This is a genomic window from Novosphingobium endophyticum (assembly GCF_014640675.1).
In the GTDB taxonomy this organism is placed as follows: Bacteria; Pseudomonadota; Alphaproteobacteria; order Sphingomonadales; family Sphingomonadaceae; genus Novosphingobium; species Novosphingobium endophyticum.
On sequence record NZ_BMHK01000006.1, the window covers coordinates 83,856 to 107,920 of the forward strand.

Genomic DNA, 24,065 nt, shown 5'->3' on the forward strand with positions numbered 1-24,065 from the left:
GTATCTCGTTTGTTCCCAGTGAACAAGAGGGGAACAACGGGAGTTTTCCCAAAATTTAATCCTGCGGCTGCTTTACCGTCCGAGCCAGCACGTCGCCCACTTTCTCGGAAAGCTGCTGCACCGAGAAGGGCTTGGGCATGAACCAGGCGTTGGGCAGGCCGATTTCCTTGCGCAACTGCTCCTCGGCGTAGCCCGACATGAACAGCACCGGCAGGTGCGGCGCGATCTTGCGGATTTCGCGGGCCATGGCCGGGCCGTCGAGCGAAGGCATGACCACGTCCGAGACGACGATGTCGAACTGACCGCCCTCCTCGACGATCGCCAGTCCTTCCTCTCCGTCGCGCGCGACCGTCACTTCGTAGCCCTGGCGGGTCAGCGAGCGTTCCGCGACCAGACGCACAGGATCCTCGTCCTCGACGAGCAGGATGCGTCCGCCGCCTGCCCACTGGCTGAGCGGGGCTTCCTCCTGCGCCGGGGGCTGCGCTGGCGCCGTGCCCGGCGCGACATGGTAAACCGGCAGGTAGACGACGAAGCGCGTGCCCCTGCCCACTTCGCTCTCGGCAAAGATGAAGCCGCCCGACTGCTTGACGATGCCGTAGACGGTCGAGAGGCCCAGGCCGGTGCCCTTGCCCTGCTCCTTGGTAGTGAAGAAAGGTTCGAAGATCTTGCCGAGGTGCTCGGGCGCGATGCCGCCGCCGGTGTCCTCGACGATCAGCGCGGTATATTCCCCCGCCGGGATGATCTCGCTGCGCATGGCGCGCACATCGGTGGTCGTGACCTTGCGCGTGGCGAGGGTCAGCTTGCCCGAGCCATCGCCGCGTGACTGCATCGCATCGCGCGCGTTCACTGCGAGATTGACGATGACCTGCTCGAGCTGCGTCGGGTCCGCCCGCACGGCGCCAAGGTCGCGATCATGCGTGACCACGAGCTGGATCTTCTCGCCGATCAGGCGGCGCAGCATCTGCGAAACGTCGGCGACGATATCGGGGAGCTGCAGCACTTCGGGGCGCAACGTCTGCTGGCGCGAGAACGCGAGAAGCTGGCGGGTCAGCGAGGCGGCGCGGTTAGAATTGGCACGGATCTGCTGGATGTCGTCATAGTCCGAATCGCCCGGCGTATGACGCATCAGCATGAGGTCGCAGGTACCCAGGATCGCGGTCAGCACATTGTTGAAATCGTGCGCGACACCGCCGGCGAGCTGGCCGACGGCCTGCATCTTGGTAGCCTGCGCGACCTGGCGCTTGAGGCGGGTTTCCTCGGACGTATCGGTGAGGCCAAGCAGCACCGCCGCTTCGCCGAGGCCGCGCACGCCGGCGAGGCTGAGCGATACCGGATCGTCGGGCAGGGTCGAAAGGCGGACGGCGATGTCGCCGGCGGCGGCGGGGCCTTGCGCGAAACGGCGGATGGACTCGGAAAGCGCGCGCTTGTCCTCGCGTACGACAAGATCGGTCGGGTAAGTCGGCGGGTCCTGCCCTTCGCGTCCGGCGGCGCGCATGAAAGCGGGGTTGGCGAAGAGCAGGTGGCCGTCGCGGTCCGCCATGGCGAGGCCGAGCGGGAGCTGGCTGAGCAGCGCCTCCAGATGCGGGGCCGCCGCGCGCCCCGCGGCGCTGGCGCCGATGCCCTGCCCCGCCTCGACCACCAGCATCAGCGAGGGCGTGGTGTGCGGATCAGGTTCGCCCGGCGCATCAGGGTCAGCGACGGGTATGTGGTAAAGCACCAGCGGCGCGCCCCGGCCGCCATCCTTGGCCCAGCCGATGCGCTCGCCTTCCTCCTGGCTGAGCAGCGAGACGAAGTCCTGTCCGGTCATGTCCGCCAGTTCGTCGCCGGCCGCGTGCAGCGCAAGGCCGGTGCTGGCGGCGCGGATCATACCATCGGGATCGACCAGCGCGGCGGCGAACCCGGCGCGGGCAAGCCCCTTGCCGAGCTTGCCGTCGAGTTGGACGACGAGTTCGGAAACCAGGTCCACCGAGCGGACCGGCGAGATGCACCAGACGAGGAAGTCGTCGCCCCGGCCGGAGCGGCGCACTTCGATATTCCAGCTTTCGGAACCGTCGTTGCCCGAGACTTTCTCCGTCGCGGCGCCGTCGCGCCATGCAGCCCGCGTCGCATCGGCGAGGCGCTCCAGCGAAGCATCGTCGAGCGGCAGGCGCTGCGGGGCATGGCCGACGCCGAACCACGCCTCGTAGCTGGCATTGGCGCACGTGAGGCGGCCGGCGCGATCGGTGACGGCAATGGCCATGTCGGGCCGGTCAATGGCGGCGACGGTCACGGACCAGTCGGGGAGGGCGAACTCGGGCTCGGCCTTCTGCGGCCTGCTGCGCGAGACCATGAAGGCGAGTCCCGCAAACGCGGCGAGCGCGCCGGCGAAAGCCGAAGTCACGACCGCGTCCCGCGCCACCAGTCCGACGAGAAGGACGCTGAACGCCAGGGCAAGACCGACAACCAGGAGGTCCGTCTGCCGGGACTGGCGAAGCCCCTCGTCCAACAGCTTCATGCGGCGGTCTCGCAGCCTTGCGATTCGCGTATGGCCCGGGTGCGCGCGGCATGGCGCTCACGCCGCGCGCGGCGTTTGCGCCCGATCCAGCTCCGCCAGAGAACGCCGGAGACGACATAGCCCAGCGCCGAAGTAACGATCGACAGAACCACGAAGCCGATGGTCGTGAGCGCCGCCGATCGGGCGAACCAGACGAAGGTTTCCCATCCGCTCGCCCCCCAACCGGCGCCTACCGCCGAGGCGACACCGGTGGGGTCGACGTGAAGCATGAACCGGCCCACGCGATTCGCCACAACCACCCAGAACGGCAGGGTGAAGGGGTTGGTCACGAAAGTCACGAGCGCGGCGATCGAGACGTTGGCACGCGCGGGCATTGCGAGGAAGGCGGCCAGGAAGATCTGGCCGACGGGCACGATGAAGCCCGCGAACAGCCCCAGCGCCACGCCGCGCGGCACGGAGCGGCGCGTGAAGCGCCACAGCTCGGGGCTCAGAACGCGATGGGCGATCGGCGCGATCCAGCGGTTCCGCTCGAAGTCCTCGCGCTTGGGCATGCGCCTCGCAAGAGCGTCAGCGATTTGCCGGAACTCTCCGCTCAAAGCTTTGCTCCATCATCGTGCGCCGCATGTGTCACGCACCGTTACTCCCTTGCGATCGCAAGCCCCGCGCACGGTGCTTGCGGCCGATCCAGAACCGCCAGAACCAGACGGCGGCGAAATAGCTGACGAAGGCCGCTACCACCGATTGGACGAACAATCCTATAACGATCGCCGGTGCGGTGTCCGTAAGCAGCCAGGCAGACCACTGCCGGATGCCCGCGCCGGATTTCACCAGGTGTTCCACGGTCTCGACATTCGCATGATAGCCGAAGCTGTTGCCGATCGAAACCGCCAGCGGCAGGATGATCAGGATCGTCGTGAAGGGATTGCTGATGAAGGTCATGGCGGCCGCCAGCGGAATATTTCCGCGAAACGGCACGCACATGAGCGCGGCACCGACGATCTGGACGCCTGGGATCAGCGCAAAAATGCCGATGAACATGCCCACCGCGACCCCGCGCGGCACTGAGCGGCGGGTGAAGCGGAACAGTTCCTGCCTCCGGGCGAAAGGCGCGGTCAGGCGATTCGCCTCGAGCTGCGCATGCGTCGGCATCTGGCGATGTAACCAGGCGGACAGGCGGGACAGCAACGCGCTCATCCGTGTTCCCGCAGCAACCTGCCCTGTTCGCGCTTCCAGTCGCGCTCCTTGATCGTATGGCGCTTGTCCGCCGCGTTCTTGCCCTTGGCGAGCGCCAGTTCCACCTTGGCGCGGCCGCGGCTGTTGAAATAGACCGAGAGAGGCACCAGGGTCATGCCCTTACGCTCCACCGCGCCCTGCAGCCGGTCGATCTCCCGCTCGTGCAGCAAGAGCTTGCGCGGTCGTTTGGGCTGGTGATTGAAGCGGTTGCCGTGGCTGAACTCGGGCACGTTCGAGTTCACCAGCCAGCACTCACCGTTCTTGATCTCGGCATAAGACTCGCCGATCGACCCTTCGCCGAAGCGCAACGATTTCACCTCCGTGCCGGTCAGCGCGATTCCGGCCTCGAAGGTATCCTCGATATAATAGTCGAAGCGCGCCTTGCGGTTTTCCGCGACGGTCTTCTGCTTGTCGAAAGTCTTGTGCTGCGGGCGTGCCATGTCAGAGCGCCATGTAGGGACTCGCGCACGAAAAGGAAACGCCCCTGACGGACGATCCGTGGGTCAGCTTCGGGCAGCTTCAGTCGTGCTGAAGGTAGATGCCGAGCTGGACCAGCTTTCCGCCCTCGTCGAACTGATAGACGGTGCAGGAGTTGACCACCGATTCGGCCCCGCCGCGCGGCGTGTTATGCTCCGTCAGCTCCAGGAAAACGCGGCTTCCCACCTGGCTGATACGGTGGAATTCGGCCCAGAAGTCGGTCGTCGTTCCCCACTGCATGAGCAGCCCCCGATAGACTTCCCAGCCCATGTCCGCCTTGTCGTTGCCCACGCGCCGGAACCGGGCGGTATCGAGCATCGCCGCCACTTCGTCCCAGCCCGATTCGTTGAAGCCGGGCTCCTTCGCCTTCTCGACGGTGCGCTTGATGCAGTCTGTATAGGCCAGAACCTTCAGCGCGTATTCTCCCGTAACGGCCGCACGGTCGGTCCATGTGCCCGAGGCGGGCGCCTGCTGGCTTGCGGTGGTGGCCATGATCTCTCTCCGTCGCTCTTGTCTGAGCGCAGTGTTCCTCAGGCGTGAACCCCGGGCAAGATCCCGGCCCGAATAGGCGCCACGGCGATTACCGACCCGGGGCCGGCACCGCCGTTTGGCGGTGATCAACAGATTTTCACTTGCCATTGCCACGTAGCGGCAAATAACCGGAAAAGTCGTTCGGCCTAAGGGGGAAAAGCGTTGCAAATTAAGATGCTGCTGGGATGTGCGGCGTTGGCGATCATGGGTACCTCGGCGATCGCAAATGCAGCTCCGCCGCCGCTTGATGCCTATGGTGAACTTCCGGCAGTCACCGACATGGCGATCTCGCCCACCGGCAGACTGGCCACCATCGTCGAGCTCCAGGGCGAGCGGCGGATCATTGCCATGGACCACGACGGCGCCATGCTGATCAACGCTCCGACGGGGGAAGCCAAGCTACGCGGCCTCGTCTGGGCGGATGATGACATCCTGCTCATCACCAACAGTGCAACCGTATCGCTTGGCCCCTACTTCACCGCCAGCAAATACGAATTGACGGGGACCATCATCGTCTCGACGAAGGACCGCGACGCGCAGCTCGTGTTCTCCAGAACCTCGAGCATCGCTGACACCACACGCGGCAGCTACGGCATTCGCAAGATCGACGACACGACTGTGGGTTATTTCGGTGGTATCGCGCTCGACGTCGGCTCGGGCGGCCCGCGCTTCCGCCACGGGCGAGCGACGCTATACGCTGTGGACCTGGCCAGAAACAGGGCGAAGCGCGCCGCCGGCCCACCGGCAGAGAATCATTACAGCGACTGGCTGATCGATGCCGCAGGCAACGTCGCGGCCACGCTGGACGTCGCCGAGGGAGACGGGCTCTGGCGGATCAGGAACGTCAAGGGCCGCGAAATCGCGCGGGGCGTGGACAAGACCGGCAACGTCAGCCTGCTGTGTTTCGGTAAGGATGGATCGACGATTGTCTACGCCATCGAGGATCAGGACGGAAACCGGCGCTGGTTTGAAATTCCGCTGGCCGGCGGTTCGCCGGACGAGTTTCTTGCCGACGTTCGAATCGAACGCACCTATGTCGACCGGGCCACGGGCCGCATCTTCGGCTATCGTGAACGCGGCAGTACGCCGAAAACCGTAATGTACGACCCCAAGGTTGATTCGGCGGTCGGGCGCATCTTCGAGGCATTCGACGGCCGTAGCCCCCGCCTGATGGATTGGACTCCCGACTTTTCGAAAGTGCTCGTGCGTACCAGCGGGAATAACGACAGCGGCACTTGGTACATGGTCAACCTTGCCACGCGCAGGGCAGACCCGATCGGTGACGAACGCTCGAATATTCTGCCCGAAGACGTCGGCCCTATATCGACGGTCGACTACGTCGCCGGCGATGGACTGGAAATGGACGGCATCCTCACCTTGCCGCCCGGACGCGAGGCGAAAAATCTGCCGGTAATCCTGCTTCCCCACGGCGGCCCCTCGTCGCATGACGAAGCGGACTTCTACTGGTGGTCACAAGCCTTCTCCTCGCACGGATACGCGGTCTTTCAGCCCAACTTCCGCGGCTCGACCAATCGCGACGATGCCTTCCGTCGCGCCGGCTACGGCCAATGGGGACGCAAGATGCAGACCGACATCACCGACGGCCTCGCCGAACTGGCCAAACGCGGCATCGTCGATCCAAAGCGCGCCTGTATCGTCGGCGCCAGCTATGGTGGATACGCAGCCCTTGCAGGCGTGACGCTGCAGCAGGGCTACTACCGCTGCGCCGTATCCGTCGCGGGCGTTTCGGACATCGAGCTGATGTACAAGACCGACCTCCTGGAAAGCGGCCAGTCACGGATGACAGGGCGGGCGCTGCGCGAAGAGCTAGGCGATCCCAAGAGCTATGACGAGATATCGCCGCGCCGATTCGCCAGGCAGGCCGACGCCCCGGTCATGCTGATCCACGGCAAGGACGACACAGTCGTGCCCTTCAAGCAAAGCCACGTCATGGCCGATGCCCTCAAGGACGCCGGCAAACCTTATGAACTGATCGAACTCGAGGGCGAGGACCACTGGCTTTCACGCGGCGAAACCCGCAAGCAGATGCTGCGCGCGGCAATGCGATTCGTTCAAAAGTACAATCCGACGGACTGAACAAAGGCAGGCCGTCATCCGGGCGTCAACGGCCCGATCAGAGCAGCCCGGCGTGAACCAGTGCCTTGTCGACGGCGGCGCGTGCCTTGTCGTTGCAGGGAACGAGCGGCAGGCGGAGTTCGTTCTCGATCCAGTCGTGGACCTGGGCCAGCGCGTACTTGCAGGGCCCCGGCGAGCTGTCCTCGAACATCGCGTAGTGCAGCGGATAGAGCAGGTCGTTGAGCCTGCGCGATTCCTCGAGGTCGTTGGCGGCGCAGGCGGCCTGGAACTCGGCGCAGAGCCGGGGCGCCACGTTCGCCGTCACCGAGATGCAGCCGACGCCGCCCGCTGCGTTGAACGGCAGCGCCAGTTCGTCATCGCCGCACAACTGCGCGAAGTCCTTACCGATGCCCCGGCGGTGATCGGTCACGCGGCTGAGGTCACCGCTGGCATCCTTGATGCCGACGAAGGTGTCAGGATAGCGGCGCGCCAGTTCGCACACCGTCTCGGGCCTGAGGTCGGTGACGGTGCGACCCGGCACGTTGTACAGCACGATCGGAAGCTCCGCGTTTTCAGCAAGGTAGCTGAAATGCGCGAGCAGGCCTTCCTGGCTCGGCCGGTTATAGTAGGGCGCCACGACCAGCGCGGCGGCCGCGCCGCACTTCTTGGAGAAATTCATGTGGAGAAGCGCGTTCATCGTGTCGTTGCTGCCGCAACCCGCGATGATCGGCACACGGCCCGCCGCCTGCTCGATACAGACCTCGATCACACGGTGGTGTTCGGCGTTCGAAAGCGTGGAATTCTCACCCGTGGTGCCGCAGGGAACCAGCGCCGAGGAGCCGCATTCGATCTGCCAGTCGACCAGACGACGAAAGGCCTGCTCGTCGAACGCTCCGTCGCGAAACGGTGTGACAAGAGCAGGAATGGACCCCGAGAACATGGACTTTACCCCGACTGACGTTCATTGATCGGCCCGTGACGGTGTCCCTCCTTTCAGGACACCTCGCACGGACCAAAGCGTTCAGCGCCTGATAAGGAGCCTTTTCCCAAAATGTCCAGCATGCAGCGAATATCTCCCCTGATCCTGATGGCGTCGGTCGCGCTTCTGAGCACGCCGGCCATGGGCCAGAGTCGGGGCGATGACGGCCGCGAGTGGGACCAGGCGCGGGCCCGGCTGATGCAGAGTCATGATATGACGGTGCATCAATCGATCGACCGCTGGAAACAGCTCGTCGCCAGTGATCGCCTTGGCTTTTCGGCCTATGCCGGTTTCCTGCTGACCTATCCCGGCTATCCGCAGGAAGAAAAGATTCGCCGGTTCGCCGAGCAGGCGGCGCTGCGCGAATCGCCCGATGCCAAGTCCGTGGTCGCTTTCTTCGAACGCTTCCCACCGCTGTCCAACGAAGCCGCGGGTCGCTATGCGGTCTCGCTTGCGGCGCTGCGCCAGCCGGAGGCGAAAGCGCGGGCCATCGCCGCGTGGCGCGGCGGCAGCCTCAATCCGATGGACGAGACCACGCTGCTGACGCTCTACCGCGGCGAGCTGACCCCGGCCGATCACGACGCGCGTATGAACGAACTGCTCTGGCAGGGCGCCAGAACGCAGGCCGAGCGGCAGATCTCGTTCGTCTCCGCCGCCAACCGCAACGCCTTCATGGAGCGGCTCACCATGCTCCAGGGCTCGCCGCCGGGAACCCTCGGGATCACGCTGCCCTCAGGAATCGGGCGCGATCCCGGCTATGTCTACAACCGCGCGGTACTAGCGCGCACGTCGGGCAACCTGCCCTCGGCGATCAGCCTGCTGGCCAACCGCCCGCCGCTTTCCGCCCCCGTTCCCGAGCCGGAAAAGTGGGTGAAGGAACTGCTCACCGCCGCGCGCGGCGCGGGTTCCGAAAGCGCGGTGAAAATCGCCGAATCGATCGACGACGCCTTTGCGCCCGGCACCGACATCAGCCAGCTCTCCTTCCGCCTGCGCGACGACTATACCTCGCTCGTCTGGCTGGGCGGAACGCAGGCACTCTGGAACCTCGGCGCCCCCCGCCGCGCCGCGCCGCTGTTCTACCGCTACGGCGCCGCGGCGCAGACGCCGGGCACGCGCTCCAAGGGTTTCTACTGGGCGGGCCGGGCGCTCGCGAAGGCAGGCGATACGGCAGGCGCGAACCGTTACTTCGAGATGGCCGCCGCCTATCCGCACTACTTCTACGGCCAGCTCTCGCTTGAGCGGCTGGGGCGCCCCCTGCCCAATGTCGACACGATGCCGCAGGTCGTACCGACCAAGGCCGAACGCGAAGCCTTCATGGCGCTGCCCATTACCAAGGCGGTGCGCGACGTCGCGCGCGACGGCGACTGGCGCACCACCGTACTGTTCTTCCGCGAGATATCCGATGCCGCGAAGACCGAGGCCGACCATGTCCTCGTGGCGGAACTCGCACAGCAGATCGGCCGGCGCGACCTTGCGGTAATCCTTGGCCAGAGCGCCCACGCGGACGGCTATGGCGACTTCGGCACCATCGCCTTCCCGCTGGTTCCCAATCCGCCGGGCACCAACTGGACCATGGTCCATGCCATCACCCGGCAGGAGAGCCAGTTTGCCCAGAACGCCGTCAGCCACGCCGGCGCGCGCGGGCTCATGCAGCTCATGCCCGGCACAGCGCGCGAGCAGGCGGGCAAGATGGGCCTGAGCTATCAGCCCGAAGCGCTCATGACCGACGCCAGCTACAACATCCGTCTCGGCGACGGCTATTTCGGGCGGATGATGGACTACTACGGCGGCGCCACGCCGCTCGCCGTTGGCGCCTACAATGCCGGACCCGGCAACGTGAACAAATGGCTGCGCGCCAACGGCGACCCGCGCACCGGCGCGGTCGACTGGATCGACTGGCTGGAGCGGATACCGATCTACGAGACCAAGAACTATATCCAGCGCGTGCTGGAAAACGCCGTGGTCTACGAGATGACGTATCCGGAAAAGTCGCCATACAAGGGCAAGACCCCGCTCAGTCACCTGATCGGCAAGCGCACACCGGGCTAATCGCGATGAAACCCGCCGGACCGCCCATCACGCCTGCCGGAATGGCCGCGCTGCGCGCCCGCTACGACCACCTGCTCGGCACCGAGCGGCCGGAGATCGTCGAGATCGTCTCCTGGGCCGCCGGCAACGGCGACCGCTCGGAGAACGGCGACTACCTTTACGGCCGCAAGCGCATGCGCGAGATCGACCGGGAACTTGCGCACCTCGCTCGGCGCATGAAGGCTCTGCGCGTCGTCGATCCGGCGGCTCAAGCGGAGCGCGACAAGGTCTTCTTCGGCGCCACCGTCGAACTCGCCGACGAGGACGACAACCGCATGACCGTCACCGTGGTCGGCGACGACGAGCAGGACGCCACGACGGGGCGCATCGGCTGGAGCGCGCCGCTGGCCCGGGCGCTGCGCGGCGCCGCGATGGGCGACTTGCGCACGGTGCGCCTGCCTTCGGGTGAGAAAGAGTGGGAAGTGATGGGAATCGCATATCCCTGAACCGGCCGCCTGAAGACTTCCCTTCCGCCAGTTCGGCGGCCTATAGGCAGGGACAATGCCGCGCGCCCGTATCCGAAGCCTTGTTACGCTGATCGCCTTTCTCGCGGCATTTGCCGCCGTCCCGGCCTCGGGCCGCGAGAGCCTCGGCCTCTACGGCCGTTGGGGCGCGTTCCGCGATCCGGTGGTGCCGCGCTGCTATGCCATCGCCATGGCCGAGCCGAGTACCGCGTGGCGCGACTATCAGCCTTTCGCCACGGTCGGAACCTGGCCGCGGCGCGGGGCGCGCAACCGGGTTCACCTCCGCCTTTCGCGCAAGATGGCCGAGGGCTCGCGCATAACCCTCAGCGTCGGCGGCAAGCGCTATGACCTGACCGGCGGCGGCGGCGATGCCTGGCCGCAGGACGATCGGGACAATGCCGCGATTATCGCCGCCATGCGCTCCGCCCCGCGCATGACTGTGCGCGCGCAAGGCGCGAAGGGGGGACGCTTCGTCAACACCTGGCCTCTGGCGGGAGCCGCCTCGGCGATGGACGCGGCGCTGATCGGCTGCGCCCGCCTGCGCTGAGCAAGGGCGGAAGCGCCGCGCTCCCGCCCTGCCCTCACGTCAGAACCGCAAGCCGACGCCGGCCACGACCTGATGGCGATCGAGGTCGAGGTCAAAGCGCTGGCCATCCGCTATATCGCCGGTGTAGTCGAGTTCGCCCTTCTCATAGTTCGAATAGCGATACTCCACCTTGGCGAACATGTTGCTGCTCAGTGCCTGCTCCACACCGGCGCCGACCCTCCAGCCGTCCGCGTCGATGTCCTCGTTCAGTTCTACCGTGCCGTCGCCGTTGCGCACGTCGAACTTGGCGTTGGTATAACCGCCCTTGGCGTAGACCATCGTGCTCGGCGTCATGGCATAGCCCACGCGGGCGCCGAGATAGAGATCGCGGTTGGCCTTGACGTTGCCGACGCCGAAACCTTCGAAGTCGCCATCGTCGAACTCGGTCTTGGCGGTCGACCAGGTCACTTCCGCTTCAGGCCCGACAACCACGTTGCCCATCCTGAAGTCATAACCGGCACCGACGCCGAAGACGGCACCGTCGATCGACTGGTCGTTGTCGACGTTTTCATCGTCGTCGACGCTGCTGCCGGCCTTGGTGACGTCGTAGCCGGCAATGCCTTCGACGTGGAAACCGGTGAAGGGCTCTGCGTTCTGCGCCATGGCCGGGACCGCGACGAGGGTGCCGCCGGCGGCGAGGCTGACAAGAATCTTCTTCATGTGTAACTCCAATCTTATTCCATGAACGGGGCAACACCCGTCTGGGACCGGTGGAATGCGCGGGGATCGGAGCGGGTTTCATTAACCTGAAACAACGAAATCCTTGATGTTTTTCGGCAACACTCATGCGATGGAGCGGAAGCGGCGGGCGCCGGTTCGCGGGAACCGGATGCCCCCTTTCGGTGTTCGCGAGCACGCCCGAAACCCGCGCTCTTCCGAAATCGCGCCACTTGCATTATATGCGCGCCGATCATGCCAGACACGACACTCATGCCGATCCCGGGGCACATCGACCCCATGCCCGTCCCGCGAGCGAACCTCGTCGAGGGGGTGACCCCGCGCGAGGATGGCCGCGTCGACCTGATCGGCCTGCCGAAAAAGCGCATCGCCGAACTGTTCGAGGCCGCCGGGCTGGACGCCAAAGCCGCGAAGCTGCGCGCCAAGCAGGTGTTCCACTGGCTCTACCATCGCGGCGTGACGGACTTCGCGGACATGACCGACATCGCCAAGGCCATGCGCCCCTGGCTGGCGGAGCGCTTCGTCATCGGCCGCCCGGAGATCGTCGAGGCCCAGCATTCCAGCGACGGCACGCGCAAGTGGCTGCTGCGCACGGCGGACGGGCACGATTTCGAGATGGTCTTCATCCCCGACGCGGACCGGGGCACGCTGTGCGTATCGAGCCAGGTCGGCTGCACGCTCAACTGCCGCTTCTGCCACACCGGCACCATGCGGCTGGTGCGCAACCTGACGGTGGGCGAGATCGTCGGCCAGGTCATGCTCGCGCGCGACGCGCTGGGCGAATGGCCGAACGCGAACGTGTCGTCCCGGCAAACGCCGGGACCGGCGGAGGTGCTTGCGAACGCCCTTTCGACAAACCCCGCCGAAGGTTCGCCAGCGGTCCCGGGTCAGGCCCGGGATGACGACTGGGACGAGGATGGGGGCTCCTACTCCGCCGACGGGCGCCTGCTCACCAACATCGTGATGATGGGCATGGGCGAGCCGCTCTATAACTTCGACAACGTGCGCGACGCGCTCAAGCTCGTCATGGACGGTGACGGCCTGGCCCTCTCCAAGCGCCGCATCACCCTGTCCACCAGCGGCGTCGTGCCGAAGATGGCCCAGTGCGGCGAGGAGATCGGCGTCAACCTCGCGGTCTCGCTCCACGCGGTGACCAAGGACGTGCGCGACGAGATCGTACCGATCAACCGCAAGTACGGCATCGAGGAACTGCTCCAGGCCTGCGCCGACTATCCCGGCGCCAGCAATGCCCGGCGCATCACCTTCGAATACGTGATGCTGAAGGACAAGAACGACAGCGACGATGACGCGCGCGAGCTGGTGCGCCTCCTCAAGCACTACCGGCTGCCGGCCAAGGTCAACCTCATTCCGTTCAACCCTTGGCCCGGCGCGCCCTACGAATGCTCGACGCCCGAGCGCATCCGGGCATTCTCCGACATCGTGTTCGAAGCCGGCATTTCCGCCCCGGTCCGCACCCCCCGCGGCCGGGACATCGACGCCGCCTGCGGCCAGCTCAAGACCGCCGCCGAAAGGAAGAGCCGCGCCGAGCTGGAACGCCTCTACGCCGAGAAGGAAGCCGCTCTCGGCTGAGGTTTACACGGCCCAGTACGAAAATCCGCCGGGAGTTCGAGCGACCAGTTCCTCCCCGAGCCTATAATTACATCATTTTGCCTCGACTACACTAAAATCGCTAGTCGCCCGTGAAGAATGCTGAAGCCCGCAGGAAAGCGTTGGCTTTTGAGGAATTGAAGTAATCGGATTTGCAAGGTTTTGGGGAAATCAGGCGAAAAGCTTGCGATTTTGCGCGCCCATGCACGCGAGGGCTTTCCTCGGAAATCGGGCTGTGATTCAGTGTGCTGGACGACACACGATGAGGTTTGCCGATGCCGCCCAGGAAGCCCGCTCCGCGCAGCGATGAGCTGTTCCGCAGCCAGCTCGACAACATGATCGACATGGAACACGCGCTGGTGAAGCTGGCAGGGTTGATCGACTGGTCGCGGTTCGATGAGGNCTGGAAAGGCTGGTGGAGCGGCGACGCCGAGAAGTAGGTCGTCGGATCGCGTTCCAGCGATAGCGACTCCCAGTCCATCCGGTCGGGACCCCGGTATCCAAGGTTGGGGCTCGAGAGGCTCATCTGCTCGGACCAGTCGAGGCTCTCCTCCGGCCGATTGCGCAGCTCCTCGCGATAAGCCGCCGACCGTCGGTCCTCCTCCATTCGCCGGCGCCGGTGGTCCTCCGGCAGCTCGCGTCGGAAGTGGTTCAGCGCGAAGTCGGCAAGGCCGGCGAGATGGGTCTGCGACAGCAGCGGCGAGAACGTCATGATGTCCTCGAACGCCTTCGACGAGGCGGGACGTTCGGGCCCGAACTGGCTGAGGTAGGCCGACACGCGCCCGGGTTCCGTCCTGCCCGCCCGCAGCAGCAGACGGCGGATGGCACCCTCGAACTCGCCGACGCCCTCGTCCCAGGGGTTCGGCGCCTCCTCCTCATCGCGACGCCGAAAGCGCCCCATGCGCTGGTGACGCACCTCGAGCTCCTGCAGCCAGCGCCCCGCATGCCCCACGATCATCGTCGAGATCGGGTTGGGCGTGTCGGCGATTGCGTTCTGCCAGACCTCGAACAGAGTCAGGAGATGAGGGAGCAGCCTGTGCGGCGTCGCCTCCAGCCGTCCGTCGATGTAGTGGAGGAAGCGCATCCAGAGCCGGAAGTCGTCCGGCCATCCTAGCAGATCGGCGGCGCGGAGCCGCATGTCCCGGTCGGCGATGTCACCCGCCGACCCGTCCAGTACTCCTGGGTTCGGCATCGTGTGCTGCGCCTCGTGGAAAATTACCCGGCCGCAGTTCTTCGGAAGCGCGGCATCGGCTGGGACGGCCTTTCCGCGATCAATCCGCGCCTCGTCATGCTGAGCGTCTCCTGTTTCGGTGCGACCGGTCCCTATCGCGACCGTCCGGGCTCCGGCACCATTGGCGAGGGGTTTGGCGGCCTCACCTGGTTGACGGGGGAGGCGGACGGTCCGCCGATGCTGCCCTCCGTCGCGCTGGGCGATGCGGTGGGCGCGATGAGCGCAGTGATAGGCACGCTGACCGCGCTCTATTGGCGCGACCGCAATGGGCGGGGGCAACAGGTTGACGCCAGCCTTTTCGAGCCTGTCCTCCAGATCGTCGCCCACGCTGCCCAGCGCTGGGCGCCCGGCCATGCTCCCGAACGCTGCGGATCGGACCTGCCCGGCGTGCTCCGCAACGTCTATACGACCGCGGACGGCCGCCATGTGGCCATTTCCGCGAGTACACCGCGACATCAGCGCGATCTCGTCGAGCTGGCCGGCGGCAATGAAGGCAGCGACGACGCGCGGGTAGCGGCATGGATCGCGATCCGGTCGCAAGCGGAGGTGGTTGCGACGCTGGTCGAGCGCCGCATCCCGGTCGCCCCCGTCAACAGTATAGAACATCTGCTCGCCGATCCGCATGTGCGGGATCGCGCGAGCCTGGCGCATGTCGTTGACGCGGCGCTGGGCGATCTCGCCATTGCCGCGCCCGCCCCGCGCTTGTCGGAGACGCCGGGCCGGCTCGGGGATCTCAACCCGGCGCTCGGGCGGGACGTGGAGGAGGCGCTGGCCCGGTGGACGGCGCGCTAGCTCCGGGATGGCGCTTTGCCGCACATCTGGGCGTGTCCGGCCCGGACGCCCCGCTGCACGCCGCCACCGCAGGGAGTATCGAGTCGCCCGTGAAGAATGCTGAAGCCCGCAGGAAAGCGTTGGCTTTTGAGGAATTGAAGTAATCGGATTTGCAAGGTTTTGGGGAAATCAGGCGAAAAGCTTGCGATTTTTCCGCGCCCATGCACGCGAGGGCTTTCCTCGGAAATCGGGCTGTGATTCAGTGCGCTGGACGACACACGATGAGGTTTGCCGATGCCGCCCAGGAAGCCCGCCCCGCGCAGCGATGAGCTGTTCCGCAGCCAGCTCGACAACATGATCGACATGGAACACGCGCTGGTGAAGCTGGCAGGGTTGATCGACTGGTCGCGGTTCGATGAGGCGTACGGCGCTTCTATCACCAGTAGGGGCGTCCCGGCCTTCCAACGCGGCTGATGGCGGGGCTGCATTTGCTCAAGCACATGGAGGGCCTATCGGACGAGGCGGTGTGCAAGCGCTGGGTGGAGAACCCGTACTACCAGTATTTCTGCGGCGAGCAGTACTTCCGGCACAAGCTGCCGCTCGACCGTTCGTCGATGACGCGCTGGCGGGGGCGGATCGGCCCTGACAAGCTCGAGCTTTTGCTGGCCGAGACGCTCAGCGTGGCGCTGCGCACCGATGCGGTGACGCCCCAGGCCTGCGAGCGGGTGACGCTGGACACGACCGTGCAGACCAAGGCGGTTGCCCATCCCACCGACAGTCACCTGTTGATGCGCGGTATCGAATGGCTCAACCGGTTGGCGAAAAAGCACGGCATCAAGCTGCGCCAGTCATTCCTGCGCGTGGGCCGCCGGGCGCGCCGCGATGTCGCGCGGTTGATCCACGGGCGCGGTCACAAGCAGGCCATGCGCTGGGTGCGCAAACTGCGCACCTGGCTGGGCCGGCTCGACCGCGATATCGGCCGCAAGATCGCCGGGAATGAAGATCTCGAGGCCGCATTCGCCGTCGCCCGCGAGCGGGTGGCGAAGATCCTCACCCAGAAGGCTGGCGACACCGACAAGCTCTATGCCCTGCATGCCCCCGAGGTGGAATGCATCGCCAAGGGCAAGGCGAGGTCGCGCTACGAGTTCGGCGTGAAGACGTCGATTGCGGTCACCAACGCCCGCACCGCCGGCGGCCAGTTCATCGTCGGCATGCAGGCGCTGCCCGACAATCCCTACGATGGCCACACCCTCACCGGGCAAATCGAACAGGTCGAGCGGCTGACCGGCATCGCCGTTGAGCGGGCCTATGTCGATCGCGGCTACAAGGGCCACAAGCATGGCGGAAAGGCCAAGGTCTATATCGCCCACACCCGGGGCATCACGTCGCCCACGATAAAGCGGGAACTGCGGCGACGAAATGCCATCGAGCCGATCATCGGCCACACCAAGTCCGATGGCCTGCTCGAGCGGAACCACCTCGCCGGCGCCACTGGCGATGCCATCAACGCCATCCTGGTCGCCGCAGGCCACAATCTCAGGTTGCTCGTCGCATGGCTGAGCGCGCTTTTGCGCGCCCTGCTCGTAGCTTGGCTACCTGCCGCACAGCGGAAAATGGCCGCTGCCTGAACCTGGCAATGCCATCCGTACGGCTGAAGGGCGCGGGCTAACCGGCCCCATACGAACATCGCTTTGTTCACAGACGACTCGCTAGCCATAGACGAAAATTTTTCAATGAATTCTAAAATTCAATAGATTGAATCACCGAGGCAATTTACTAATCCCTAAATAGTCACGCCGGGCACCCAACTGTGCGAAGACATCCTCCTGCGCAAGCGAAGGTGCAGGATCGGCCAGCGCTTCGTCAACGCTGGCCTTGAGCACGGCGTCGAGCGCCGCGTCCGCGCGCTCCGACGGGCGCAAGCTGATATCGTGGCTATGCACCTACGCCGCCCGCAGCCGCATCTGCGGCAATGACACCGTTTCCAGCTTGCTGAGATCGAGCTGGGTGGAAGCGTGTTCGATGTCCAGGCCGACGACGCGGCCTTCTGCGTCGAGGTCGGCATTGAGGCCATCGGCGATCACCCGCACTTCCACGCCGGTGCCGGCGGAAAGTTCGATGTAGAGACTGTCGGTTTCGGGGTAGTAATGCAGCTTCATGGTTCATCCCTGACGAAATCGCGATCGGGAAAGGCGTTATGGATGGTTTCGCCGTCCGCCAGTGTCACAACCCGCAAGATGCGCTCGCCCTCCAGATTTGGCAAGCGCACGGCGCCCCAGTGGCGGATACGCCCATCGTCCTGCACCATTGTGCGGATAGGATCGGCAACGACGGCTTCGCACATCTCCTGCGTCAGGTAAGGCCGCTTGCGCAGCACCTGCTCGGTAAAGTAGCGCGTGGTCCTGATCACTCGGCCGCTCCCCCTCCACCATCCTTCGGATGGTCCCCCTCCCCGAGCAAGCTCGGGGAGGAATTTTCAGCGCTCCAACAATGGCTTGAGATAGTGACCCGTGAAGCTCCTCGGGTTCTCCACCACCTGCTCCGGCGTCCCCTCGGCCACAATCTCCCCGCCCCTAACACCGCCCTCCGGCCCAAGGTCGATGATCCAGTCCGCCACCTTGATGACGTCGAGGTTGTGTTCGATCACCACCACCGAATTGCCCTGGTCGACAAGGCGCTGCAGCACTTCGAGCAGTTTGCGCACGTCCTCGAAGTGGAGGCCGGTGGTCGGCTCGTCGAGGATGTAGAGCGTCTGCCCGGTGGAACGGCGGGCGAGTTCCTTGGCGAGTTTCACGCGCTGCGCCTCTCCGCCTGACAGCGTGGTCGCCTGCTGGCCGACCTTGACGTAGCCGAGGCCCACTTCGTTCAGCATGTGCATCTTGTCGCGGATCGGCGGGACGGCCTTGAAGAACTCCTCCGCGTCCTCGATCGTCATGTCGAGCACGTCGGCGATGGAGTGGCCCTTGAACTTCACTTCCAGCGTCTCGCGGTTGTAGCGCTTGCCGTGGCATTCCTCGCACGTCACGTAGACGTCGGGCAGGAAGTGCATCTCGATCTTGATGAGGCCGTCGCCGTGGCACGCCTCGCACCGGCCGCCCTTGACGTTGAAGCTGAAGCGCCCCGGCTTGTAGCCGCGCGCCGCGCTTTCCGGCAGGCCGGCGAACCAGTCGCGGATCTGGGTGAAGGCGCCGGTGTAGGTGGCCGGGTTGGAGCGCGGGGTGCGGCCGATGGGGGACTGGTCGATCTCGATCACCTTGTCGCACATCTCCAGACCCGTCACCCGGTCATGCGGCCCGGCGATCATCCGCGCGCCGTTCAATGTGCGCGCGGCGGCGGCGTGGAGCGTGTCGAGCGTGAGGCTGGACTTGCCCGAGCCGGAAACCCCGGTGACGCACGTGAAAGTGCCGAGCGGGAAGCGCGCCGTCACCCCGCGCAGGTTGTTCGCCCGCGCGTTCTCCACGGTGACGAAGTGGCCGTTGCCCTTGCGGCGCTGCTTCGGGACCTCGATCCGGCGCGCGCCGGTGAGGTACTGGGCGGTGAGGCTCATCGTGTTCGCCAGCACGTCGGCCAGCGTGCCTTCGGCCACCACCTCGCCCCCGTGGACGCCCGCGCCGGGGCCAAGGTCCACCACATGATCGGCGGCACGGATCGCGTCCTCGTCATGTTCCACCACGATCACGGTGTTGCCGAGGTCGCGCAGGCGTTTCAGCGTCTCCAGCAGCCGGTCGTTGTCGCGCTGGTGCAGGCCGATGCTCGGCTCGTCGAGCACGTAGAGCACGCCCGACAGCCCCGAGCCGATCTGGCTGGCGAGCCGGATGCGCTGGCTCTCCCCGCCCGACAATGTTCCGGAGGTGCGGTCGAGGTTGAGGTAGTCCAGCCCCACGTTGTTGAGGAAGCCCAGACGCTCGTTGATCTCCTTGAGGATGGCATGCGCGATCTGCCGTTGTTGGCTGGTGAGCTTGCCTTCCAGCGTGCCGAACCACTTGTACGCATCGGCCACCGACAGCCGCGCGGCATCGGCGATGTCGCTCTCCGCGATCTTCACGCTGAGCGCCTCGGGCTTGAGGCGCTTGCCCTCGCAGCTCTCGCAGGGCTGCGCGGTCTGGAACCTGGACAGCTCCTCGCGCATCCAGGCGCTGTCGGTCTGCACCATGCGGCGGTTGAGATTGCCGATCACGCCCTCGAAGGGCTTGGTGACCGTATATTCCTTGCGCCCGTCCCTGAACGTCAGCGGCACCGGCGCGCCCGCGGTGCCGTAGAGGATCACCACCTTCACCTCGCCCGGCAGGTCGTGCCAGGGGGTGGTCAGGTCGAACCCGAAATGCGCCGCGAGGCTGGAGAGCACCTGCATGTAGTAGGGGCTCGGCGGGTTGGACTTGGCCCAGGGGACCACGGCGCCCTGCTTCAGCGTCAGGTTCTCGTTCGGCACGACGAGTTGCGGATCGAACAGCAGCTTCTCGCCCAGCCCGTCGCAGGCCGGGCAGGCACCCTGCGGCGCGTTGAAGCTGAACAGCCGCGGCTCGATCTCCTCGATGGTGAAGCCGGAGACCGGGCAGGCGAACTTTTCGGAGAAGACGATGCGGTTGGGCGGAAGGCCGGTGCCTTTCATGGCCCCACCCTTCCCGTTCGCGTCGAGCGAAGTCGAGACGCCGCGCGCAGGTGTCTCGACTTCACTCGACACGAACGGGGGCTGGGCGCTGGCTTCGGCAACAGTGCCATCCGCAAGATCGACATAGGCCAGCCCGTCGGCCAGCTTCAGCGCCTGCTCGAAGCTGTCGGCGAGGCGCGTCTGGATGCCGTCTTTCACGGCGATGCGATCGACCACCACCTCGATGTCGTGCTTGTACTTCTTGTCGAGCGCGGGGGCGTCCTCGATCTGGTACATCTCCCCGTCGATACGCACGCGGGTATAGCCCGCCTTCTGCCACTCGGCGAGTTCCTTGCGGTACTCCCCCTTGCGTCCGCGCACCACCGGGGCGAGCAGGTAGAGCCGCGTACCCTCGGGCAGCGCCATCACCCGGTCGACCATGTTGGACACCGTCTGCGCCTCGATCGGCAGGCCGGTCGCCGGCGAGTAGGGCACGCCCACGCGCGCCCAGAGCAGGCGCATGTAGTCCCAGATCTCGGTGACCGTCGCCACCGTGGAGCGCGGATTGCGGCTGGTGGTCTTCTGCTCGATCGAGATCGCGGGGCTGAGCCCGTCGATATGCTCGACATCGGGCTTCTGCATCATCTCGAGGAACTGGCGCGCATAGGCGGAAAGGCTCTCGACATAGCGCCGCTGCCCCTCGGCATAGATCGTATCGAACGCCAGGCTCGACTTACCCGAGCCCGAGAGGCCGGTGATGACGATCAGCTTCTCACGCGGAAGCGCGATGTCGAAGCCCTTGAGATTATGCTCGCGCGCACCGCGCACCGTAATGTGGGAGAGACTCATGGGGGCGGTATGTTCCAGATTTGTTCGCACCAATCAAGCGCGCCTGTCGCCAAAGATGGGATGAAAACGGCTCGTCGCAATGGCTTTGCATCACGCGCGCGAACGCGGCAAACACGGGCGCGAGGTTCAGGAAGGGTTGAAACAGTCATGAGGCACGGGGCATTCTTGAGCGCTGCGGCGCTGGCCGTCGCGGTAACCTGCGCTCCGGCGCGGGCGGACGACCCATACGAGAAGCTCACCCCGGAAGAACTCGCCCGTGATCGCGAGACGATCCGCCGCCTGAACCGCGAACAGCTTGAATATGTCCGTCAGCGCGACGCGCAATATGCCGAGGGATGGCGCGCCTATGATCGTGCCCGGCACTCGTCCGGCTCGGACTCGGCTCGTCATCAGCAGCAGGTTCGCGCCTATGAGGCGGACCGCCGCCGCTACGAGCAGGCCATGGCCGAATGGCGCGACGACGTGGCCGCCTGCCGCGCCGGTTACTACGAGTATTGCCGCCGCTGACGGCGGTACACACCACCTCCCCCACTTCCCGCGAATGATCCATGCGCGCGCCCTGCCTTGCGCAGGACGCGGGCCGTCCCATCTTGCTTCCATTCACTTCCCACCGCCACGCAAGGGGCGTAATATTACAAATATAACGTGGTTAATGATTCACATTCGATAAACCACGGTTATATAAAAATTTTCTCAACTCACACCTTTCAAACACAACGAATCGCAGTGCTATTCTATTTCTACGACATAATATCGTATTATATATATAGTTCTGTATCTAACGCCTGTACCATCAGGTTCGTATTGCCACATCTCACTGGGTCGCATGGATTTTCCTGAATCTGCTTGTCACACGACTTGACGGAGAGGGTTCCGCATCACATGCAAAAGGGAGACTGACGGTGAACAGAATTCATGCCGCCGCAATCGCACTGGCCGTGCTTGCCACGAGCACGGCTTCGTCCGGTGATGTCGTGGTGAAGGACGCCAGCCTGGCGGACCTGCCCTATCGCGAAGTCCGTTTCAACGACCTCAATCTCGATAACCAGAAGGGTATCGACCGGCTGAATACCCGGATCGTCAGAGCGGTTCGGGAGGTCTGCGGCCGCGCCGACAACCGGTTGCTATCCCTGATGAGCGACATCCGCGATTGCCGCGACCAGTCGCTGCAGCGCGCCTTTACCGCCCGCGACGCCATTCTTGCCGCGCGGTTGGCCGCGCGCGGGCAACCGGACAAGCTGGCCGCGATCGGCGACTCCATCGGCATCGCGGCTGCCGGGACGCAGTGATCGCTTGCGCCTCCGCGCGAGAGGTCAGCCCCCTGGGGCGCTCCCGGCAGCAGCGCCCGAACGCCCGAACCGGGCGACGAGGTCGTAGACATCGCCCCTGAAATGCTGGCGGACGAAAGTGATGCTGTCCGCCCCGCGCCAGGTGCGGCGTTCGACGAGCAGGGTCGCGCTGCCGGCGGGAACGTCCAGCAGGCCGGCCACTTCGTCGTCCGCGCCTTCGGCGGCGATGCGGGTTTCGGCCTCGTCCCAGGGAACATGGCGCAGCAGCCAGGAGCCGGGCGCAAGGTCGTCGAACTCTACGGTCTCCATGGCGGGCACCGCCGCGAGGTCGACCTGGCGGTGCTCGACGGCAAAGGGGCTTCCGTCCGCAAGGTGCACGCCGTCCAGCGCAAGGACCCGTCTGCCGGTTCGCCCGAAAACCTCGGCCCGTGCCTCACGCACCTCGCGCCGGACAAGGCGGTAGCGGTGGACCTGCCCGCGCGCGGCGAGTTCCTCGGCAAGGTCGGGGATGTCGAGCACCATCGAATGGACGCGCGGGCGCGAAACGAAGGAACCGGCCCGCTTGCGGCGCTCGATCAGGCCTGCCGCCGCGAGCGCCGAAAGCGCCTTGCTCACCGTCATGCGCGAACAGCCGAACCGCTCCATCAGTTCGAGTTCGGTCGGCAGACGTGCGCCGGGCGCGAGGTCACCCGACAGGATGCGCGCCTCGATCTCCGAGCGGATCTGCTGTCCCAGCGTCAGGGTCATCCGGCCGGCCGCCCGATCGCGCGGGCATAGCGGGCGATGATGGCGTCCCTGTCCCGGTGCCGCCCGCCTTCGACCCACTTGCGGCCGCGTCGCCAGACGCAGTCGACGGCCCCGCGCCCGGCGGAGAAGATCAGGCTGTCGAGCACCCTGTCGCCGCTCCGCCCGATGATCGCCGGGTGATCGGCGGCGAGGCTCACGAGATCGGCCGACGATCCCGGCGCGAGCGGCGGCGGCGCGGCAAGCGCCTGCGTGCCGCCGCTCAGGGCGCTGTCGAAGAGGAAGCGCCCGGTCGAGCCGCCACGGGTCTGGCAATTGCGCCGGCGGTGGACAAGGCGCTGGCCGTATTCGAGAAGGCGCAGTTCTTCGGTCATGTCGATCCTCACGTTCGAGTCCGAGCCTATGCCGAAACGGACGCCCTTCTCCAATGCCTCGACCGCGGGAAACAGGCCGTCACCAAGGTTTGCTTCGGTGATCGGGCAGAGACCGGCGACGGCGCCGCTTGCCGCGATCGCGGCAAGTTCCGCGCCGGTGACATGCGTTGCGTGGACGAGACACCAGCGCTCGTCGACCTCGGCGTTCGCCAACAGCCATTCGACCGGGCGCGCGCCGCTCCACGCCAGGCAGTCCGAAACTTCGCGCTCCTGCTCGGCGACGTGGATATGCACGGGGGCGCCCGGGACGAGCCGCACGACTTCGGCCAGCACTTCGGGCGTGACCGCGCGCAGCGAATGCGGGGCGATGCCGAGCCGCGCGTCAGGAAGCGCGGCGAGGCATTCGCGCGAGGCATCGAGCAGGCGCGCGTAGCCGTCCATGTCCGAAACGAAGCGCCGCTGTTCCGGTACGGGCGGCTGCCCTCCGAAGCCCGACTGGGCGTAAAGCACCGGCAGCAGGGTCAACGCCAGCCCGGTTTCCCCCGCCGCCCCGGCGAGCGCCTCGCCCATTTGCGCGGGCCGGGAATAGGGGCGCCCGTGCAGGTCGTTGTGGAGGTAATGGAACTCGCCGACGCGGGTGAAGCCGGTCTCGAGCATCTCCATGTAGGCGAGCGCCGCGATGGCGTACATGGCCTCGGGATCGAGCGCATCGACGAAACGGTACATCTCCGCGCGCCAGCTCCAGAAGGATTCCTCGCCCTGCCCGCGCATTTCGGTCAGCCCGGCCATGCCGCGCTGGAAGGCGTGGCTGTGCAGGTTCGGCATTCCCGGCAGGCCGATCGCGTGGGCCTCGTCGCGCGGCTCTCGCGGCACATCGCGGTCTATCGCCGAAACGAGGCCGTCGCGGATCGTCACGCGCGCATTGTCGGCCCAACCTTCCGGCAGGAGCAGGCTTTCGAAATGCAATGTCGCGTCCACGACGCTCTCCGTTCTCACCCATAATGT

The 24,065-nt window shown here is 65.7% G+C and carries 21 protein-coding genes and 1 pseudogene; 9 read left to right on the forward strand and 13 right to left on the reverse strand.

The window, feature by feature from the left end; all coding sequences use genetic code 11:
- Positions 1 to 55: 55 nt before the first annotated feature.
- From IEX32_RS06245 to IEX32_RS06265, 5 genes are all read right to left on the reverse strand, one after another.
- On the reverse strand, positions 56 to 2,494 hold the full coding sequence (locus IEX32_RS06245) for a PAS domain-containing hybrid sensor histidine kinase/response regulator family protein (RefSeq protein ID WP_188769593.1): 2,439 nt from the start codon (positions 2,492 to 2,494) through the stop codon (positions 56 to 58).
- Positions 2,491 to 3,045: a DUF2062 domain-containing protein gene (locus tag IEX32_RS06250; protein WP_188769594.1), complete on the reverse strand. Its 555-nt coding sequence runs from the start codon at positions 3,043 to 3,045 to the stop codon at positions 2,491 to 2,493. The genes IEX32_RS06245 and IEX32_RS06250 overlap by 4 nt, the downstream gene beginning before the upstream one ends.
- 76 nt (positions 3,046 to 3,121) lie before the next feature.
- Positions 3,122 to 3,688, reverse strand: coding sequence for a DUF2062 domain-containing protein (locus IEX32_RS06255; protein WP_188769596.1), 567 nt, complete (start codon positions 3,686 to 3,688; stop codon positions 3,122 to 3,124).
- Entirely contained in the window at positions 3,685 to 4,167 is a 483-nt protein-coding gene (smpB, locus tag IEX32_RS06260; RefSeq protein ID WP_188769598.1) for an SsrA-binding protein SmpB, read from the reverse strand. Before smpB ends, IEX32_RS06255 begins: the two co-directional genes overlap by 4 nt.
- A gap of 79 nt (positions 4,168 to 4,246) precedes the next feature.
- A complete protein-coding gene (locus tag IEX32_RS06265; protein WP_188769600.1) occupies positions 4,247 to 4,696 on the reverse strand; it encodes a hypothetical protein in 450 nt (149 codons plus the stop codon).
- A gap of 201 nt (positions 4,697 to 4,897) precedes the next feature.
- On the opposite strand from IEX32_RS06265, the gene IEX32_RS06270 reads away from it, so the two are divergent.
- Positions 4,898 to 6,832: an alpha/beta hydrolase family protein gene (locus IEX32_RS06270; RefSeq protein ID WP_308421024.1), complete on the forward strand. Its 1,935-nt coding sequence runs from the start codon at positions 4,898 to 4,900 to the stop codon at positions 6,830 to 6,832.
- 37 nt (positions 6,833 to 6,869) lie between these two features.
- On the opposite strand, the gene dapA is transcribed toward IEX32_RS06270, so the two are convergent.
- Entirely contained in the window at positions 6,870 to 7,751 is an 882-nt protein-coding gene (gene dapA / locus IEX32_RS06275) for a 4-hydroxy-tetrahydrodipicolinate synthase (protein ID WP_188769604.1), read from the reverse strand.
- 111 nt (positions 7,752 to 7,862) lie between these two features.
- On the opposite strand from dapA, the gene IEX32_RS06280 reads away from it, so the two are divergent.
- The 3 genes from IEX32_RS06280 to IEX32_RS06290 are packed head-to-tail and all read left to right on the forward strand — an operon-like array spanning position 7,863 to position 10,889.
- Positions 7,863 to 9,839: a lytic transglycosylase domain-containing protein gene (locus IEX32_RS06280; RefSeq protein WP_188769606.1), complete on the forward strand. Its 1,977-nt coding sequence runs from the start codon at positions 7,863 to 7,865 to the stop codon at positions 9,837 to 9,839.
- Positions 9,840 to 9,844: 5 nt separating this feature from the next.
- Complete coding sequence (greB, locus tag IEX32_RS06285) at positions 9,845 to 10,324, forward strand: transcription elongation factor GreB (RefSeq protein WP_188769608.1); 480 nt, start codon at positions 9,845 to 9,847, stop codon at positions 10,322 to 10,324.
- Positions 10,325 to 10,379: 55 nt separating this feature from the next.
- Positions 10,380 to 10,889 (forward strand): hypothetical protein, encoded by a 510-nt coding sequence (locus IEX32_RS06290; RefSeq protein WP_188769610.1) that lies wholly within the window; start codon positions 10,380 to 10,382, stop codon positions 10,887 to 10,889.
- A gap of 39 nt (positions 10,890 to 10,928) precedes the next feature.
- Here IEX32_RS06290 and IEX32_RS06295 read toward each other — a convergent pair whose 3' ends face one another.
- Positions 10,929 to 11,588, reverse strand: a complete 660-nt coding sequence (locus tag IEX32_RS06295; protein ID WP_188769612.1) for an outer membrane protein — start codon at positions 11,586 to 11,588, stop codon at positions 10,929 to 10,931.
- Between the two features lie 252 nt (positions 11,589 to 11,840).
- Here IEX32_RS06295 and rlmN point away from each other — a divergent pair, with 252 nt between their 5' ends.
- The 3 genes and pseudogenes from rlmN (at position 11,841) to IEX32_RS06315 (ending at position 16,844) form a co-directional block, all read left to right on the forward strand.
- Entirely contained in the window at positions 11,841 to 13,196 is a 1,356-nt protein-coding gene (gene rlmN, locus IEX32_RS06300) for a 23S rRNA (adenine(2503)-C(2))-methyltransferase RlmN (protein ID WP_188769614.1), read from the forward strand.
- A gap of 1,213 nt (positions 13,197 to 14,409) precedes the next feature.
- Positions 14,410 to 15,237 (forward strand): CaiB/BaiF CoA transferase family protein, encoded by an 828-nt coding sequence (locus IEX32_RS06310; RefSeq protein WP_229736150.1) that lies wholly within the window; start codon positions 14,410 to 14,412, stop codon positions 15,235 to 15,237.
- 273 nt (positions 15,238 to 15,510) lie between these two features.
- Positions 15,511 to 16,844 (forward strand): annotated as a pseudogene (locus tag IEX32_RS06315) (IS5 family transposase).
- A gap of 132 nt (positions 16,845 to 16,976) precedes the next feature.
- Here IEX32_RS06315 and IEX32_RS06320 read toward each other — a convergent pair.
- The 4 genes from IEX32_RS06320 to uvrA form a co-directional block, all read right to left on the reverse strand.
- Complete coding sequence (locus IEX32_RS06320; protein WP_188769621.1) at positions 16,977 to 17,159, reverse strand: hypothetical protein; 183 nt, start codon at positions 17,157 to 17,159, stop codon at positions 16,977 to 16,979.
- Positions 17,160 to 17,375 carry a DUF2283 domain-containing protein gene (locus tag IEX32_RS06325; protein ID WP_188769622.1) on the reverse strand — a complete coding sequence of 72 codons (216 nt, stop codon included), beginning with the start codon at positions 17,373 to 17,375 and terminating at the stop codon, positions 17,160 to 17,162.
- Entirely contained in the window at positions 17,372 to 17,626 is a 255-nt protein-coding gene (locus IEX32_RS06330; protein WP_229736152.1) for a hypothetical protein, read from the reverse strand. Before IEX32_RS06330 ends, IEX32_RS06325 begins: the two co-directional genes overlap by 4 nt.
- A 66-nt stretch (positions 17,627 to 17,692) precedes the next feature.
- On the reverse strand, positions 17,693 to 20,653 hold the full coding sequence (uvrA, locus tag IEX32_RS06335; protein WP_188769623.1) for an excinuclease ABC subunit UvrA: 2,961 nt from the start codon (positions 20,651 to 20,653) through the stop codon (positions 17,693 to 17,695).
- A 165-nt stretch (positions 20,654 to 20,818) separates the two neighbouring features.
- Between uvrA and IEX32_RS06340 the strand changes: the two genes are divergently transcribed.
- Both IEX32_RS06340 and IEX32_RS06345 read left to right on the forward strand, forming a co-directional pair.
- Positions 20,819 to 21,160, forward strand: coding sequence for a hypothetical protein (locus IEX32_RS06340; RefSeq protein ID WP_229736161.1), 342 nt, complete (start codon positions 20,819 to 20,821; stop codon positions 21,158 to 21,160).
- A 395-nt stretch (positions 21,161 to 21,555) separates the two neighbouring features.
- Positions 21,556 to 21,942, forward strand: coding sequence for a UrcA family protein (locus IEX32_RS06345; RefSeq protein WP_188769625.1), 387 nt, complete (start codon positions 21,556 to 21,558; stop codon positions 21,940 to 21,942).
- A 24-nt stretch (positions 21,943 to 21,966) separates the two neighbouring features.
- On the opposite strand, the gene hutC is transcribed toward IEX32_RS06345, so the two are convergent.
- On the reverse strand, positions 21,967 to 22,689 hold the full coding sequence (hutC, locus tag IEX32_RS06350) for a histidine utilization transcriptional repressor HutC (protein WP_188769626.1): 723 nt from the start codon (positions 22,687 to 22,689) through the stop codon (positions 21,967 to 21,969).
- Positions 22,686 to 24,038, reverse strand: coding sequence for a formimidoylglutamate deiminase (locus IEX32_RS06355; protein WP_229736163.1), 1,353 nt, complete (start codon positions 24,036 to 24,038; stop codon positions 22,686 to 22,688). Before IEX32_RS06355 ends, hutC begins: the two co-directional genes overlap by 4 nt.
- Positions 24,039 to 24,065 lie beyond the last annotated feature (27 nt).